The sequence below is a fragment of the Pseudomonas sp. OTU750018 genome, from assembly GCF_011636575.1.
GTDB lineage: Bacteria > Pseudomonadota > Gammaproteobacteria > Pseudomonadales > Pseudomonadaceae > Aquipseudomonas > Aquipseudomonas peli.
Window position 1 is genome coordinate 1,624,136 of record NZ_JAAPAU010000001.1, and the last position, 17,176, is coordinate 1,641,311.

Below are 17,176 nucleotides of genomic sequence, written 5' to 3' on the forward strand. Positions count from 1 at the left end.
AGGATGTTTAAACCCTTCAAACTCAACGCCATCCACGGGATTGTCGGCTTGGGTAGCCTGGGCCTGGCGCTGCTTTTCAGCGTGCTCGGCGGTATTGCGCTGAACGAGCGGGAAACCCTGTGGACCCTGCAAATCGCCAAACAGCATGAGCTGCAACGCCTCACCCTGTACAACAGCCAGCATGAGCTGGAGCAACAGGCGCAGCTACTCGCTGAAACCTTCGCGGCCGACGCCTGGCTGGTGGACCTGGTGCGCCAGGCCCAGAAGCTAACAGGCGGTGTGCCCGCAGACAGACAACACCTCAACGCTATCCGCGACCAGCTCTACACCCGCCTTGCGCCGCGTTGGCGCAACCTGCAAGGCATTCGCCCGTTTAACCTCTCGATCCACCTGGCTCCTTCGGCCGAAGTGCTGCTGCGTGTACATGAACCGCAGTCGTTTGCCGACTTCCCCAGCGCGCAGCGCCCCATGTTGCTCGACAGCCTGAGCGAAGGTGCCGCCAAGGCAGGCCTTACGGTGGATGGCGACGCCCTGAGCATGCGCGCCATTGTGCCATTGACGGTGGACACCCCTGACGGTCGCATGAATGTCGGCGCGCTGGAGGTCAGCCTGGATGTATTGAATAACTTGCCACAGCTGGACCGTGAGCTAGATGCCGGCGTAGCCCTGTTGGTCAAACGCCAGATTCAAACGTCCGCCAGCCGCGACGACGCGCGCAACGCTACGGCGACACCGCACGCTTACTGGCACCTGGCGGGCTTCTCACAGGTGCAGATACAACACTGGCAAGCAGAGCATCGCCTGCCCGCCCCAGACGCAGGCAATACCTTCACATTGCTGGAGGACCGCGGCCGCACCTACCTGCTCAACCAGGTGCACTTGAATGACTACCAGGGCGAGCCGACCAACCCCGAAAGCAGCGTTACCGTCCTGAGCTGGCGTGACATCACCACGCTGTACAGCCTGCACCTGCGCGACAACCACTGGCTGGTGGCCAAGTGGTTACTGGCCTGGCTGGCCGCCGAAATGCTGTTGCTGTTGCTGCTCCGGGCCACCCGTCACAGCAGCCAACGGTTTATTCAGCGCCACAATGCTGAACTAGAGGCCAAGCACCAACAAAGCGAAGAGGCGCGCCAGCTACTGGCGTTAATCACCGAAACGCAGGCGGCCTATATCAATGCCGACAATCAGCGAGAATCCTTCGAAACGCTGCTCGGCCGTATTCTGCAAGTCAGTGCCAGTCAGTTCGGCTTTATCGGCGAAATCCGTCGTGACGAAGCCGGTGCGCCCTACCTGCGTACATTCGCCATCAGCAATATCGCCTGGGATGCCCAGAGCAGCGCGTTCTTCGCCGCCCATGCGCCGCAAGGCCTGGAGTTTCGCAACCTCAACAGCCTGTTTGGCCAGGTGATCCGCAGTGGTCATGCACTGATCAGCAACGACCCGGCCAATCACCCGAACCGTGCCGGATTACCCCCCGGTCACCCGCCGCTATTGGCATTTGCCGGCTTGCCCATTCATGCCAACGGCGAGCTGCGTGGCATGCTCGGTTTAGCGAACCGCGAAGGTGGCTACGACGAAGAGTTCGCCACGCAACTGCAACCGCTGCTGACCACCCTCGGCCAGCTGCTCGAAGCCCTGCGCCGCGACCATCAACGCATGCAGACCCAGCAACATATGCAGCGTCAGCAAGCAGCCTTGCGCGCGCTCAATGAAATTGCTGCACTGCCTAAGCTGAGCAGCCACGAACAACTGCGCCAGGCCCTGCAACTGGGTGCACAATTCTATGACATGCCAATCGGCATCATCAGCCAGATCGAGGCGGACACCTACCAGGTCAGGGTTCAAGTGTCGCCGCCCGACACCCTGCAGGACGGTCAATGCTTCGTCCTCGGTGACACCTATTGCAGCATTACCCTGCGCAGCAATGATGTAGTCGCCATTGCAGCCATGGGCCAGAGTGAACATGCCGCCCACCCCTGTTACCCGCTGTTTGCCTTGGAAAGCTATATCGGCACCAGCATCTGGGTCACCGGTCAGCGCTTCGGCACCCTGTGCTTCGCGTCCAGCAAGGCGCGCGCGACGCCCTTTGATGAGGCCGATGAAGAGTTTATGCGCTTGTTCGCCCGCTGGGTCGGCGCCACCTTGGAGCGCATGCGCCATGAAGAACAGACCCGCGAAGCGCGCAGCTTTCTGCAGGCAGTGCTCGACTCTGCGACCGGGGTCAGCATCATCACCACCCATACCGACGGCCTGATTACCCTGTTCAACTCCGGCGCCGAACGCCTGCTGGGTTATCGCAGCGCCGAAGTCATTGGCCGCCACACCCCAGCCTTGTTCCACCTGACCGAGGAAATTCAGGCGCGCGGCCAGCAGTTGACTCGCCAGCTGGGCACGGACGTCAGCGGCTTTGCAGTATTCACCCGCGTTCCCGACCAAGGCGAGCCGGAAACCCGCCAGTGGACCTACCGCCGTAAAAACGGCGAGCTGCGCATCGTCAACCTCACCGTCAGCACCATGCGTGATACACAGGGCGTGATCACCGGTTACCTGGGCATCGCCAGCGACATCAATGACCAGCACATGACCACCCGCGCCCTGCAAAAGAGTGAAAGTCGTTTTCGCGGTCTGGTCAGCAATTTACCGGGCGCGGTGTACCGCTGCCGCAATGACGAAAACTGGTCAATGAGCTACCTGAGCGAGGAGATTTATGCGCTCAGCGGCTACCCTGCCCACGACTTTATCAACAACCGCGTGCGCAGCTTCTCCAGCGTGGTGCACCCGGATGACCTGCCGATCACCTACCGCGCAGTGGCTGCGATTGAGCGTAAGGAGTCCTTCGAACTGACCTACCGCCTGTTGCATGCCGACGGCCGCAGCGTCTGGGTACGGGAAAAGGGCCGCGGCGAATACGACAGCCACGGCGAGTTGCAATGGATTTCCGGCTTCATCTGGGACATCAGCGACCGCAAGGCCGTGGAAGACCAGCTGCGCCTCAGTCAACAGCGTTTCAGCAGCGCCTTCAGCACCGCGCCCCAGGGCATGGCGCTGGTCTCGCTGCAAGGGCAATGGCTAGAGGTCAACGAAGTGCTCTGCGAGATGCTTGGCTACAGCCGCGAAGAGCTGCTGCGCAGCAACTTTCAGCAGATCACCCACCCTGACGACCTGGATGCCGATCTGCAGCATATCGAAGAGCTGCTGGCCGGCGAGATCAGTACCTATCAGATGGAGAAGCGCTATCTGGATAGCCAGAGGCGGATTATCTGGGTGCTGATGAGCGTGTCACTGGTACGCGACAGCAACGATGCGCCGGTGCACTTCGTGGTGCAGATCCAGGACTTCAACGAACGTATCGCCGCCGAAATGGCCATCCGTGAGCGCGAAGATTACCTGCGCACCCTGCTCGACAACGTGCTCGACGCAATCGTTACCATCGACCAGCAGGGCTATATCGAAACCTTCAACCACGCCGCCGAGCGCATCTTCGGCTACAGCCACCTGGAGGTTTCCGGGCACCGGGCCACCCTGCTGCTGCCTGAGCCGCAACGCTCAATGCGTGCCCGCTACCTCAACCATTTCCTGAAAACCGGCATCCAGCAGATTCTGGGCAAGGAAATCGAGCTGACCGCCCTGCGCAAGAATGGCGAGAGCTTCGCTATTGAGCTGGCGATTTCGCAGATCAGCCACCAGGGTGAGCGGCGCTTTATTGCGGTCATCCGCGATATTGAAGAGCGCAAACGCATTGAGCGGATGAAAAACGAATTCGTCTCCACCGTCAGCCATGAACTGCGCACGCCACTGACCGCGATTGCCGGCTCCCTAGGTCTGGTCAATGGCGGCGCGCTGGGCGACGTGCCGGCGGGCATGCAACAGATGCTGCAGATCGCTCAGGACAACAGCCAACGCCTCAACTTGCTGATCAATGACCTGCTCGACATGGAAAAACTGGTGGCCGGCAAGATGCTCTTCGAACTACAGGACGAAGCACTGCAACCGCTGCTGGAACAGGCCATTGAAGAAAACCAGCCTTACGCCAGCCACTATCAGGTGCACTTGCAGCTACACGACCTGCCTATCAAGACCCGCGTGCGTGTCGACAAACTGCGCCTGGCTCAGGTGCTGGCAAACCTGCTGTCCAATGCCGCGAAGTTCTCACCGCAGGGCCAGACCGTTGATGTGCGCGTGCACGAACAGGGCACGCGCGTTCGCGTCAGCGTGACCGACCACGGGCCCGGTGTTCCAGAGAATTTCCAGGCGCGCATCTTCAGCAAATTCTCCCAGGCGGATGCCACCGATACCCGGCAGAAAGGCGGCACAGGCCTGGGCCTGGCAATCAGCAAGGAAATCATCGAGCGGATGAACGGTCACATCGGTTTCGACTCAAGCCCCGGTCATGGCGCGACTTTCTGGTTTGAACTGACTACCCTGGCCCAAGAAGCCAGCCCTGAGGAAACCCGGCATGTCTGAGCTACAGCGTATTCTGCACGTGGAAGACGACCCCTCCATCCAAGCCGTGGCCAAGCTCGCGCTGGAAGCAGTGGGCGGTTTTCAGGTGCTCAGCTGCTCATCTGGCCAGGACGCCCTGGATCAACTGCAGAGCTTTGCCCCGGACTTTATCCTGCTGGACGTGATGATGCCGGACATGGACGGCCCGCAAACCCTGGCGCAGATCGCCCGGCTGATCGACATCAACCAGGTGCCAGTGGCCTTTATGACCGCCAAGGTGCAACCGGCGGAAATCGCCCATTACCGCAGCCTCGGCGCCCGCGATGTGATCATCAAACCCTTCGACCCGATGCAGCTGGCCGCCCAGGTGCGCCAGATCTGGAGCCTGGCCCATGAGTAAAGGCAAAAGCACCGCTGATGAACTGCAGCAACACCTGCAGCAGTTAAGCAACGCCTTCGCCGTGCGCCTGCAGGTAGAACTGCCCGCCCTCGCACAGAACGCCGAACGCCTGTTGCACGCCGCCGACCCGCAGGAGCAGCTGCAGCACCTGCAAAGCCTGCGCGACCAATTACACAAACTGGCCGGCGCCGCTGGCACCTTTGGTTTCAGCAGCCTGGGCCAACGCGCCCGCGAGCTGGAACAGGAAGCCGATCAGTGGCTGGAAACCCTGCAGAAGGAACAACAGAGCCTGCAGGACTTCAGCCACAGCCTGCAGCAACTCGCACTTCAGCAGTTTCAAGCAGAACGCGGGCAGGAAGCCGCCACCCGCGCAGTCAAACCGCCACGGCCGAACAGCAGTGCGCGGCGCATTTATATCCTCGAAGATCAATTGGCGATTGGCGAAAACATGCGCCTGACACTGAACAACTTCGGCTATCACGCCGAACACTTCAGCCATATCGCCGACCTCGACCACGCACTGCAACAACAACTGCCCGATGCGCTGATCGTCGACGTCAACCTGCCTGACGAAAGCCTCACCGGCCTGGAATATGCCGCCAGCCTGCAACAACGCCTGGATGAACCGCTGCCGCTGCTGGTGATCACCACCCAGGACGATTTCGCCACCTACCTTGAAGCCGTGCGCGTTGGCGCCATGGGTTTTTTCACCAAACCCGTCGACATCCCACAACTGGAAAACCGCCTGGAGCGCTGTTTTGCCCAGCAACAGGGGGAACCGTACCGGGTGCTGATCATCGATGATGACCGCGAGCTGGCCAGCCGCTTCAGCCTGATTCTGCGCGGCGCCAATATGCTGGTGGAGATGCTTCACGAACCGGCCGATATCTTCGCCCGCATGCGCAGCTTCAACCCCGAGGTGGTGCTGCTGGACGTGAGCATGCCTGGCTGTACCGGTCCCGAGCTGGCGCAGATCATCCGCATGAACGACGACTGGCTGCGTGTGCCCATCGTTTACCTGTCGGCGGAAACCGATATCAACCGGCAGATGAACGCACTGATCAAAGCCGGCGATGACTTCGTCACCAAACCGATTTCCGACAACGCCCTGGTCGCCGCCGTGTTCTCCCGCGCCCAGCGCGCGCGCCTGCTGAGCAATGCGCTGTCGCGCGACAGCCTCACCGGGCTACTCAAACATGCCGACATCAAAGAGCAGGCGGCAGTCGAGCTGGAACGTGCACAGCGCAGCGGCAAACCCGCCAGCGTGGCCATGCTCGATATCGATTTCTTCAAGAAGGTTAACGACAGTTACGGCCACGCCGCCGGTGACAACGTGATTCGTGCCCTGGCCAACTTGCTGCGCCAGCGCCTGCGGCGCATCGACAGCCTGGGACGTTACGGCGGCGAAGAGTTCCTCGTGGTGCTGCCGGACTGCCCGCCCGATCAAGCCTTACGGATTCTTGATGAAATCCGCCAGCGCTTTGCCGACCTGCACTTTATCGCCGACGGCCAGCAATTCTCGGTCACGCTGAGCGCCGGCATTGCCTCCACCGATGATGCACCGGCAAGTGCTGACGACCTGCTGGATAAGGCCGACCGCGCGCTCTACACCGCTAAACACGGCGGACGCAATCAAGTGCGATAGCCGCCGTCGAACAGCCCTCTCGACCTGCCAAAACCTCACACCCCTGGCCAACGCTCAGCCGGGATGGGCTGCGCCTGCTCGCCAGACAAGCTTTACAAATCATGTCGAAGCCTGAACTCTGCGGCATATTGTTGTACAAAGGTTATGCAAAACAAATAACCCTGTATCAGGAGATTTTTATGTTTGCCCAACTGACTTCGACCACTCAACGCCTCAAGCGCACGCTCATGCTCACAACTGCCGCACTGACATTCGCGGCAATGCCAGCATTCGCCGACATGCACGGTGACAAGAAAGACATCGTCGACAGCGCGGTTGCCGCCGGCCAATTCAACACCCTGGTGACCGCTGTAACCGCCGCCGGCCTTGCTGAAACCCTCAAAGGTGAAGGCCCTTTCACCGTTTTCGCCCCCACTGACGCGGCGTTTGCCAAGATCCCTAAAGCCGACCTCGATGCTTTATTGGCCGACAAGGAAAAGCTTACCGCCGTGCTCACTTATCACGTCGTACCCGGCAAGCTGATGGCCGCTGACCTGGCCGGGAAAACCAGCCTGAAAACTGTACAAGGTGGTGAGCTGACGCTGGACACCAGCAATGGCGTGACCGTCGACGGTGCAGCCGTCACGAGTGCCGACATTGAAGCCAGTAATGGTGTGATCCATGTCATCGACTCAGTCGTACTGCCCAAGTAAACCGCACCAACGCTGCACAAAAGCCGACCCTGTTTAGGGTCGGCTTTTTTGTTGGCGGACCGATGAGATGTAGCCACACTTGGCTTTGTGAAATTTATCGCGTAGATTTTCATGAAATTATTTAAATAAAATTTCATGAGGCGCGCCATGTTCAAACAATCCGCCCAGCACATCGGCACCTACTACGCCGGCACCTACCCCGGCGCCATCCCGCTACGCCCGCGCCTTCAGGAAGCGTTGCAATGCGATGTGCTGATTATCGGCGGTGGTTTCAGTGGGCTGCACACGGCGCTGCGCCTGGCCCTGGCGGGCAAGAAGGTGGTGCTGCTGGAAGCCAGTCGACTGGCCTGGGCGGCCTCCGGGCGCAACGGGGGTCAGGCGCTGCCGGGTTGGTCCTGCGATATGCCGCCGTTCGAGAAGGCATTAGGCCTGGAGCGCGCCCGCCGCCTGTGGGACAGCATGGTCTGGGCTGCCGAGGAAATGCGCGAACTGCCCGAGCGGCACAACTTCGATATCGACTACCGCACCGGCGCGATCTACACCGCCGTACTGCCGCGCCGTGTGCGCCAGTTGCAGGAAAGCCTGGAAGAAGCCGAGCAGAAATACGGCTATACGCAGCTGAGCTTTATCCCCAAGGATGAACTGCCGCAGTGGATCGCCAGCCCACGCTACTTGGCTGCCCTGCACGACAGCGGTGCAGCGCATCTCAACCCGCTGAAACTGGCCCAGGGCCTGGCCGATGCCATCGAGAAGGCTGGCGGCAAAATCTTCGAGCAGAGCAAGGCGCTGAGTTATCAAGAAACAGCGGACGGTTATGTAGCGCGCAGCGAACACGGCGAGGTGCGCAGTGACGTGCTGGTACTGGCCTGCAATGCCTATATCGACAAGCTCGATGCGCAACTGTCGAAGCGCCTGCTGCCGGTCGGTTCCTACCAGGTCGCCACTGCGCCACTGGACCCGGAGCTGGCGCGCTCACTGTTCCCGCGTGGCACCTGCGCCATCGACAACCAGTTCGTACCGGACTACTTCCGCGTTACCCCGGACAACCGCCTGCTGTTCGGCGGCGGCTGCACCTACCTCGGTGGTATCCCCGCGGACGTGCCGGCAGCCACACGACCTTATCTGGAGCGGGTGTTCCCGCAACTGCGCGGCGTGCAGATCGACTACGGCTGGGGCGGGCATATCGACTGCACCATGCACCGCACCCCGGATGTCGGCCGCAGCAGGCAGAAGTATTGGCTACAGGGCTTCTCCGGCCACGGCATCCTGCCGACCCTGGCTGCCGCCCGCGCGGTCAGCGATGCGATCCTCGGTGACGCCGACCTGCTTGAGCTTTATCAGGGCCTTAGCAACCCGCGCTTCCCCGGCGGTGATCTGCTGGCGGCGCCGATCGAGGCCGTGGGCAAGGCCTGGTATCGCCTGCGCGATGTCATTTAAGGAAGTTGACCATGGATATGCAGGAAGAAGTCGAAGGTCTGGCGATCCTGATCCGCGACCTGCGCAAGCACAAGAACCTCACCCTGGGTGAGCTGGCCGCGCGTATCGACCGTTCGGTGGGCTTTCTCTCCCAGGTTGAGCGCGGCCTGTCGCGCCCGACCGTGGCCGACCTCACCGCGATCAGCGAAACCCTCGGCGTGCCGACCACCTATTTCTACAGCCTGAGCAAGCCGCGCGACGTGCCCTGGGTCACCCGTCCCGGCGAGCGCCGTACGCTGTATTACGCTGGTGGCATCACCGATGTACTCGCCTCACCGACCATGGCTGGCGGTTTCTCCATGCTCGAAAGCCGTTTGGATCCTGGAGCCACCAGCGGCGACGGGCATTTGAACGACAGCTCCGAGCAAGGCGGCTTTGTCCTCGAAGGCGAGCTGACGATCTGGTACGGCGACGCCGCCGAGCCGGTCACCCTCGGCCCAAATGACAGCTTCCAGCTGCCGCCGCATGCGCAGTTTCGCTACGCCAACCTTTCCGATTCCCCCACACGAGTGCTCTGGGTCTTCACCTGACCCGCGCAGATAGACACCATGACAATAACAACAGCATTCCCCGACCTGCTCAGCGAAGTCCGTGCCTTCCGCAGCGCCCACCCCGAGGTGCGCTATGTCGACCTGATCAGCCTGGACATCCCCGGGCATTTCTACGGCAAGCGCTACCCCATCGACATGCTCGAGAAGGTTGCCGCCGGCAGCCCGCTGAAAATCCCGCAGAACTGCGTGCTGCTTGGCGTGCAGGGCGGCCTGCACCCGATTGGCGACTACTGCTTCAACGACGGCGACCCGGACGCGCCGCGCCGGCTGATCCCCGGCACGCTCAAGCCGGTGCGCTGGGAAAGCCAGCCGCTGGGGCAGATGCTGATCAGTTCCGACGGCACGCAAGCACCGATCGAATTCGAACCACGTGAAGTACTCGCTCGCGTGCTCAAGCGCCTAGCCGCACGCGGTATCCGTCCAGTGGTGGCCTTCGAGCTGGAGTTCTACCTGTTTGATCGCAAGCTGCAGGACGGCCTGCCGCAGTTCCCCCGCGACCCGCTGTGCGGCGATGCCGATGACCAGCCGAATATGCATATCGAACGCCTGTCGCGTTTTGCCGATGTGCTGCACGAGATCGTCGACGCCGCCAATGAGCAGGGCGTGGACGCCAACGTGATCACCGCCGAGCTCGGCCCTGGCCAGTTCGAGATCAACTTCGGCCATTGCGACGACGGCCTGCGCGCCGCCGACTGGGCCGCCCTGTTCTGTCGCAGCACCCGTGGTGTGGCGCTCAAGCACGGCCAGCGCGCCAGCTTTATGAGCAAGCCTTATTTGCACGCACCGGGCAGCGGCATGCATGTGCATGTCAGCCTGTACGACGCCGCCGGCAACAACCTGCTCGACGGCGACCAGCAGCGACCACTGCGCCACGCCGTGGCCGGCTGCCTGGAACTGCTGCCGCACTGCATGCCGATCTTCGCCGCCAACCACAACGCCTTCCGCCGCTACGGCGCCATGGTCAACGCCGCCAGCCGCGCCAGCTGGGGCTTCGAGGACCGCGATGCATGCATCCGCATTCCCGAATCGGACGGCAAGAACCTGCGCATCGAACACCGCCTGGCAGGCGCCGACGCCAACCCCTATCTGGTGCTGGCGGCGATCCTCACCGGTATGGAGCACGGCCTGGATGCCGGTAAAGAGCCGATTGCCCCGCTCAACGAAAACCGCCAGAGCGGCATCGACTTCCCTCAAGACATGCTCGGCGCGGTCAGCGCCATGCGCGATCATCCGGTGGTCAACCAAGGCCTGGGCGAGGAATTCGTGATGGTCTACTGCGAGAACAAGCGCCAGGACCATCTGGCTTTTATGCAGGAAGTCAGCGCGCGGGAATACCGCTGGTTTCTCTAACAAACAGCGCGTCCGTTGCCTTGGCAGCGGCCGCGCGACTTCAACGCAGCAGATACAACGCCAGCCCTGCCAGCGCCGACACCAGCAACACCTCCATCACCCCGCGTTTGAAGTGCAGCAGCGCCAGCGCTGCGCCTACGGCCAATAGCGCCGACGGCCAGTCGAAAGTGCCGGCAAAACCCTGCGGCCAGAACACGTGATAGGCAAAGAACAGCGCCAGATTCAGAATCACCCCCACCACTGCCGCAGTAATCGCGGTCAGGGGTGCGGTGAATTTCAGCTCGCCATGGGTGGATTCCACCAGCGGCCCGCCGGCGAGGATGAACAGAAAGGACGGTAAAAAGGTGAACCAGGTGACCAGCGCTGCCGCCAGCGCACCACTGACAAAACCCGAATCGCCACCAAACACCGGCTGCAGATAAGCCCCGACAAACGCTACGAACGCCACCACCATGATCAGCGGCCCCGGCGTGGTTTCCCCCAGCGCCAGGCCGTCGATCATCTGCGTCGGCGTCAACCAGCCGTAATGGCCGATGGCGCCCTGGTAGACATACGGCAGCACCGCATAGGCGCCGCCAAAGGTCAGCAGCGCCGCCTTGGTAAAGAACCAGGCCATCTGCGTCAGCGTGCCGTCCCAGCCGAACAGCCAGGTCAGCAGGCCCATCGGCAGCAACCAAAGCAGCGCCCCCACCGCCAGCAACAGCGCCAGGCGTGATGCGCGAAAGCGCGTATGCGCCAGCGGCGCGCTGTCATCATCGATCAGCGCCGGGCCATAGTTCGCGTCCTGCGCCGCATGACCGCCCCCCAGGCTGAACTGTTGCGGCAACAGGCGACCACCGAGATAACCGAGTAGCGCTGCACCAATCACGATCAACGGAAACGGCAGATTGAAGGCAAAGATGGCGACAAAGGACGCGCCGGCAATGCCCCACAACCAGTTGTTCTTCAACGCCCGCGAGCCGATGCGCCAGGCCGCCTGCATGACGATGGCGGTCACCGCCGGCTTGATCCCATAGAAAATCCCCGCCACCAGCGGCACATCACCGAAGGCGATATACAGCCAGGACAGGCCGATCAGGATAAACAGCGACGGCAGCACAAACAGCACCCCGGCGATCACCCCGCCCCAGGTGCGGTGCAACAGCCAGCCGATATAGGTGGCGAGCTGCTGCGCCTCTGGCCCCGGCAGCAGCATGCAGTAGTTCAGCGCATGCAGAAAACGCCGCTCGGACAGCCAGCGGCGCTTCTCCACCAACTCCTGATGCATGATCGCGATCTGTCCGGCCGGCCCGCCGAAGCTGATCAGCCCCAGTTTCAGCCAAAACCAGAAGGCCTCGCCCAGGCTGACGGCGGGTGGTGCTGTGAGCGTAGACGACTCGGACATAGGGCACTCGCGGCATTAAGAACGCTCGCACTATAACGCGCCGCCATGACGATTTAAGCGCGCACCGTTCAAGCCCGGACGCAGATTTCCGTATACTGAGCGCCGCTGCATCCCCTTCAACCTGCCCGTGAAGCGCCCCGTGAAAATCCGCCATTCGATAGTAAGCCTGCTGCTGATCTGCAGCTGCGTTGTAGTTGCATCGAACACCCAGGCCGCCCCCGCCAAACAACAGGACCTGGCCGCCGGCAGCGCCCTGCTGGTCGACCTGCAGACCAATCAGGTGCTCTACGAGCGCAACGCCGACAGCGTGGTGCCAATTGCTTCGGTGACCAAACTGATGACCGCCATGGTCACCCTCGACGCCAAGCTGCCGCTGGATCAGCAGCTGCCGATCATGATTCGCGACACCCATGAGATGCGCGGCGTGTTCTCCCGCGTGCGCGTGGGCAGCGAACTGAGCCGCCGCGACATGCTGCTACTGGCCCTGATGGCCTCGGAAAACCGCGCCGCCGCCAGCCTGGCACACCACTACCCGGGCGGCCACGCGGCCTTTGTCGCGGCGATGAACGCCAAGGCCCGCGCCCTGGGCATGAAGCATTCGCGCTTTGTCGAGCCCACCGGCTTGTCGGAACACAACGTCTCCAGTGCCCGCGACCTGGTGCTGATGCTCAAGGCCGCACGCCAGTACCCGCTGATCAGCCAGTTCAGCACCACCTCGGAAAAGACCCAGGCGTTCCGCAAACCCAACTACACCCTGGGCTTTCGCAACACCAACAACCTGGTGCGCAAACCGGGCTGGAGCGTGCAGCTGAGCAAAACCGGCTACACCGGCGAAGCCGGCCGCTGCCTGGTGATGAATACCGTGATGAATAACCGTCCGGTGGCGTTCGTGGTGCTGGATGCCTTCGGCAAATACACCCACATGGCCGACGCCAACCGCCTCAAGCGCTGGCTGGAAACGGGCAAGGTCACCGCCGTGCCGCCAGCGGCCATCAGCTACCGCCAGCAGAAACTGGCGCAGCGCCAGGCCAACGCCACGCAGTAGCGAACAGGTAAGCAGCCAGATCAGCACGGCACTTCGTCGTGCCGCCCTCCACAGATAGAAATGCCTCAACCTAATACCTGAGGCATTACTGGAAGCGTCCGACCTCCTGACGCAGCTCTTCGGCCAGCTGATCCAGTTCGCGGGCAGTTTGTGCCAAATTGGCCACCACTTCGCGCTGTTCGCTGTTGGCCAGCGCAATGCTTTGCAGGTTACTGCTGAGCAACGTCGCGGTACTGCTTTGCTCGCTGGTAGCGGTAGTAATGGCGGTGAATTGCTCACCCGCGGCATTGCTCTGCTCGGCAATCTGGCCCAGTGCAGCAGCAACCTTAGCGTTACGCTGCAGCCCATCCTGCATCAGCAGCTTGCCCTGCTCCATGGTGCTGATCGCACTGTTGGTCTCGCCCTGAATACTGCCGATCATTGCGGAGATTTCGTTAGTCGCCTCGCGGGTGCGCGAAGCCAGACTGCGCACCTCATCGGCGACCACGGCAAAACCACGGCCCTGCTCGCCAGCGCGGGCGGCCTCAATGGCCGCATTGAGCGCAAGCAGGTTAGTCTGATCAGCAATCGAGGTGATCACGCTGACAATTCCACCGATTTCCTGCGAGCGCTGGCCAAGGGTGTTGACCACGACAGACGTGTCATTCAGTGAGCTGGCAATCTGCTCCAAGGCGCTCGAAGCCTCAGCCATTGAGCTGCGTCCAATACGGGTCTGCTGGGCATTGTCGCTAGCCAGGCGCTCGGTATTACGCATATTGTCGGCAATATTCAGCGAGGTGGCACTGAACTCTTCCACAGCGCCGGCCATGCTGCTGATCTCGCCAGACTGTTGCTCGATAGCCTCATAAGCACCACTGGCCAGGCCAGACAGTGCCTGAGCACGACTAGTTACGTTGTGCGCGGCGCCGCGAATGCGCGCCACCATGGTCGATAACGCCTCACCCATCTGGTTGAAGTTGCGCGCCAGCTCACCGATCTCATCCTGGCTAGTAACGTTAAGACGCGCGCTCAGATCGCCTGCGCCCAATGCCTGCGCCTGTTGCACCAGATCACCCAGCGGGCGCAGCTTGCGCCGCAATAACCAGATCACTGCCGCGACCGCCAGCAGCAAAGTCACCAGACTGCCGATCGCCAACTGGCTTCCCACGCGCCAGGTCACCGACTGGATTTCTTCACGCGGCATACTCGCCAGCACCTGCCAGGGCCCGCCGGAAAACGGCATGGCTACGCTGAAGAACTCCTCGACACCGTCACTCCAGAACGCTCCATGGCCTGGTTCAGCCAGTACTTCAGCTAGCTTGCCGGCGATTTGCTCAGGCTCCCGTGCACCGGCTGGGGCAACCAACCACTTACCCTGATCGTCGAGCAACGCCAGCGACCCCGTGGTGCCGATGCGGAAGCGCTTGAGATTCTCAAACTGCGCGTTCTGTCCGTCGGTGTAGTCGAAGCCGACAAACAGCACCGCGATTACCCGCCCGCTAACGTCGCGCACCGGGGTGTATTGCGTCATGTAGAAGCGCTCAAACAGCAACGCCCGCCCCACATAACCATCACCCGCAAGCAGGCGTTTATAAGCGGGGTGCAGATGGTCGAGCACCGTACCGATGGCGCGGGTGCCATCGGGCTTGGTCAGCGAGGTGCTGATGCGCACAAACTCATCGCCATCGCGCACGAACACCGTGGCCACGCCTGCAGTCAGCTGATTAAACTCATCGACTTGAGTGAAGTCGTTGTTCAACAGGCTCGAGCCCAGGTACAGCGCCGGGGTTTGCATGCCGGCCACAGCTATTCGCTCGGCCCCCTGCACACTCAAACCGCCACTGAAACGCCGCTCAAACAGACCGGCAAGACGCTGAGTGCTCTCACGCAGGCTGTCATGAAAAGTGCTCAGCTGATCAGCAAGCAAACGCGCTTCGCTGCCTAAGTGCTCCTGTCGCGTAACTAGGTTGGCCTCGTTCAACGAACGCAGAGCGAATACGGTGCTGACACTGATCAGTAGAACCAGAACCAAGGCCAATGCTGTGGCCAACTGCCAAGCAATACGAGAGCGTGGAGAGGTCATGCATGCCTCCAAGGGCATAAAACGGCAGTTAAAGAGCCATGAAAGGCGTAATCGCCCTCATTTACTCGGCGACCGCACAGAATACTTGAGCGGAGAACTAAGAATATAGCCAACCAAAATTGATCGGCTTTCGCTTGCCGATAGAGGGCCGCACCAAGAAGACACGCCTATTTCATCGCACCAGGATTACCGGCGTCCTGAAATTGCTGGAGTGAGCGCCCAGATACGTTTCAAGCTATCCCGCAGACCTGATCCAGGCGATGCCTAGCTGCTTAGTCCAAACAATGGCTGACGTGTGCCGAACACCAGAAAGCGCGCCAGCTCAGGGAGCGGCAACGCCTTGCTGATCAGATAGCCCTGCACCTGATCGCAGCCGTATTGGCGCAGCAGTGCCAGTTGTTCGGCATTTTCTACGCCCTCGCCCACCACCTGCAGGTTGAGGTTGTGCGCCAGGTTGATCATCGCCCGCACCAATTGGCGATTCTCCGCACGCTCACACATGCCGCCGACAAAGCTCTTGTCGATCTTCAGCAGGGTGATCGGTAAGTTGTTCAAGTGCACAAAGGAAGAGAAGCCGGTGCCGAAGTCGTCCAGCGAGAAGCGCACGCCGAGACGACCGAGGGCCAACATGGTCTGCTGCACCTGATCACTGCGGCGCATCACCGCGGTTTCGGTCAGCTCGAACTCCAGCCACTGCGCATCAACGCCACGCTCTTCGATCAGCCGACTGAGGGTTGGCAGCAGCTGGCTGTCCTGAAACTGACGAAATGACAGGTTGACCGCCATATGCAGCGCTGGCAGACCACGCCCGCGCAGCCACTGCATATCGCGCAGCGCACGGCTGATCACCCAATAACCGAGCGGTACGATCAGTCCGCTTTCCTCGGCCAGCGGTACAAACTCGTTGGGCGCCAGCAAGCCGTGCACGCTGTGGCGCCAGCGCACCAGCGCTTCCAGGCCGAGGATGCGTCCGGTTTGTAAACACAGACGCGGCTGGTAGTGCAGCTCCAGCTCGTCACGGCGCAGGGCGCGACGCAGTTCGCTTTCCAGGTCAGCCTGGTTGCGCGCACTGCGGTTGATCCGCTCGTCATAAACATGAAAAGAGCAGCCCTGCTGGCTCTTTGCCTGCTGCATGGCGATATGCGCGTGCCACATCAGTGGGTCGGCGCTGCTTGTGGCGCGGGAATGGGCCAGGCCGAGGCTGCAACCGATCAGCAGACTTTCGCCGTCAATCCAGTAGGGCTCGCCAAGGGCTTCGGTAATCTGCGCGGCTAAGCGCTCTGCGCGTTGCGGGTCGCGTCGGCTGTCGATCAGCAAGGCAAATTCATCGCTGCCCAGGCGCGCCACCTGGTCGCCTGCCTGCAGCTGCGCCTTGATCCGCGCCACCACTTGCAGAATCAGACTGTCGCCACCTTGGTAGCCGAGGGCATCGTTGGCGTGGCGAAAGTTGTCCAGATCGAGGTGGCCGAGGGTCAGGCCACGGCCTTCATACTCGGTCAGGCGCGCAGCCAGCAGGGTCTGGAATCCTTGGCGATTGGCAATGCCGGTCAGGGCATCCTGATCCGCCAGGCGGTGCAAGGTGTCGTTGAGTTTGCCGTACTCACGGGCATAGCGCAGGCAGCGACGCAGCACTTCACTGCTGAGCTGATGACGCACCAGCCAGTCGCAGACACCATCGGGCTCGACGTCGGGCTCGGCATCCAACAGCAGGACAATCGGCAGGGAACAGCGCCCGGAGGCAGGCAAGTATTGGGGGGTGGTGAGGAGCAAGGCGTTGCTGGGTTTATCGAACAGCGCGCTGGCCGCCTCCCAGGACGGTGCGGTGATCAGCGCATAACCGCTGCCGAGCGCCCCCAGACGTTCACGCAGCAACTGCGCCCAGCCCGGCGTTTCCGCCAGCAACAGCAAGCGTAATGGTTCGACGAACGCGGACAAACAACTTCCCCCACAGCACAAATAAAGAGCATTACAACCGCTCGGATGCGTCGTAATCGACGTCTAATCACGCACATCCTTGTGTCAGTGGCGCGTGTCCTGCGGCGAGGCTGGACCCGAAAGTGGCACCAGAGTACTGGAATAGGAAAATTAACCAAGCCTGGCGGTTTGCCATTATGTGCACTGCGAC

Annotated in this window: 11 protein-coding genes and 1 pseudogene; 8 read left to right on the forward strand and 4 right to left on the reverse strand. The window is 61.5% G+C overall.

The features are described 5' to 3' along the window. Positions 1-3: 3 nt before the first annotated feature. The 7 genes from HCI85_RS07620 (at position 4) to HCI85_RS07650 (ending at position 10,560) form a co-directional block, all read left to right on the forward strand. A complete protein-coding gene (locus HCI85_RS07620; protein ID WP_167143724.1) occupies positions 4-4,467 on the forward strand; it encodes a PAS domain S-box protein in 4,464 nt (1,487 codons plus the stop codon). Then, positions 4,460-4,846: a response regulator gene (locus HCI85_RS07625; protein WP_167143727.1), complete on the forward strand. Its 387-nt coding sequence runs from the start codon at positions 4,460-4,462 to the stop codon at positions 4,844-4,846. The genes HCI85_RS07620 and HCI85_RS07625 overlap by 8 nt, the downstream gene beginning before the upstream one ends. Then, positions 4,839-6,491, forward strand: a complete 1,653-nt coding sequence (locus HCI85_RS07630; protein WP_167143730.1) for a diguanylate cyclase — start codon at positions 4,839-4,841, stop codon at positions 6,489-6,491. Before HCI85_RS07625 ends, HCI85_RS07630 begins: the two co-directional genes overlap by 8 nt. A 179-nt stretch (positions 6,492-6,670) precedes the next feature. Further along, positions 6,671-7,183 (forward strand): fasciclin domain-containing protein, encoded by a 513-nt coding sequence (locus HCI85_RS07635; protein WP_090250478.1) that lies wholly within the window; start codon positions 6,671-6,673, stop codon positions 7,181-7,183. Between the two features lie 147 nt (positions 7,184-7,330). After that, on the forward strand, positions 7,331-8,620 hold the full coding sequence (locus HCI85_RS07640; protein WP_167143734.1) for an NAD(P)/FAD-dependent oxidoreductase: 1,290 nt from the start codon (positions 7,331-7,333) through the stop codon (positions 8,618-8,620). Positions 8,621-8,631: 11 nt separating this feature from the next. Further along, a complete protein-coding gene (locus tag HCI85_RS07645; RefSeq protein ID WP_160085955.1) occupies positions 8,632-9,189 on the forward strand; it encodes a helix-turn-helix domain-containing protein in 558 nt (185 codons plus the stop codon). A gap of 24 nt (positions 9,190-9,213) precedes the next feature. Next, positions 9,214-10,560: a glutamine synthetase family protein gene (locus HCI85_RS07650; RefSeq protein ID WP_176600627.1), complete on the forward strand. Its 1,347-nt coding sequence runs from the start codon at positions 9,214-9,216 to the stop codon at positions 10,558-10,560. 40 nt (positions 10,561-10,600) lie between these two features. Here the strand turns inward: HCI85_RS07650 and chrA are convergent, their stop codons facing one another. Further along, positions 10,601-11,944, reverse strand: coding sequence for a chromate efflux transporter (gene chrA, locus HCI85_RS07655; protein WP_167143740.1), 1,344 nt, complete (start codon positions 11,942-11,944; stop codon positions 10,601-10,603). Positions 11,945-12,083: 139 nt separating this feature from the next. On the opposite strand from chrA, the gene pbpG reads away from it, so the two are divergent. Then, positions 12,084-12,989: a D-alanyl-D-alanine endopeptidase gene (gene pbpG / locus HCI85_RS07660; RefSeq protein ID WP_167143744.1), complete on the forward strand. Its 906-nt coding sequence runs from the start codon at positions 12,084-12,086 to the stop codon at positions 12,987-12,989. Positions 12,990-13,074: 85 nt separating this feature from the next. Here pbpG and HCI85_RS21245 read toward each other — a convergent pair whose 3' ends face one another. The 3 genes and pseudogenes from HCI85_RS21245 to HCI85_RS07670 all read right to left on the reverse strand — a co-directional run bounded on the left by HCI85_RS21245 (position 13,075) and on the right by HCI85_RS07670 (position 16,986). Then, positions 13,075-13,935: a methyl-accepting chemotaxis protein gene (locus tag HCI85_RS21245; protein WP_372239946.1), complete on the reverse strand. Its 861-nt coding sequence runs from the start codon at positions 13,933-13,935 to the stop codon at positions 13,075-13,077. Further along, a pseudogene (locus HCI85_RS21250) lies at positions 13,930-15,069 on the reverse strand (Cache 3/Cache 2 fusion domain-containing protein); the annotation flags it as partial. The gene HCI85_RS21245 and the pseudogene HCI85_RS21250, both read right to left, overlap by 6 nt. A 246-nt stretch (positions 15,070-15,315) precedes the next feature. After that, positions 15,316-16,986, reverse strand: a complete 1,671-nt coding sequence (locus HCI85_RS07670) for a putative bifunctional diguanylate cyclase/phosphodiesterase (RefSeq protein ID WP_167143747.1) — start codon at positions 16,984-16,986, stop codon at positions 15,316-15,318. Positions 16,987-17,176 lie beyond the last annotated feature (190 nt).

Bases quoted from the DNA above. Each gene is read 5' to 3' on its own strand.
- HCI85_RS21245 (WP_372239946.1), bottom strand. From the start codon at position 13,935: ATGGGTGAGGCGTTATCGACCATGGTGGCGCGCATTCGCGGCGCCGCG.
- HCI85_RS07630 (WP_167143730.1), top strand. From the start codon at position 4,839: ATGAGTAAAGGCAAAAGCACCGCTGATGAACTGCAGCAACACCTGCAG.
- chrA (WP_167143740.1), bottom strand. From the start codon at position 11,944: ATGTCCGAGTCGTCTACGCTCACAGCACCACCCGCCGTCAGCCTGGGC.
- HCI85_RS07640 (WP_167143734.1), top strand. From the start codon at position 7,331: ATGTTCAAACAATCCGCCCAGCACATCGGCACCTACTACGCCGGCACC.
- HCI85_RS07620 (WP_167143724.1), top strand. From the start codon at position 4: ATGTTTAAACCCTTCAAACTCAACGCCATCCACGGGATTGTCGGCTTG.
- HCI85_RS07635 (WP_090250478.1), top strand. From the start codon at position 6,671: ATGTTTGCCCAACTGACTTCGACCACTCAACGCCTCAAGCGCACGCTC.
- HCI85_RS07645 (WP_160085955.1), top strand. From the start codon at position 8,632: ATGGATATGCAGGAAGAAGTCGAAGGTCTGGCGATCCTGATCCGCGAC.
- HCI85_RS07625 (WP_167143727.1), top strand. From the start codon at position 4,460: ATGTCTGAGCTACAGCGTATTCTGCACGTGGAAGACGACCCCTCCATC.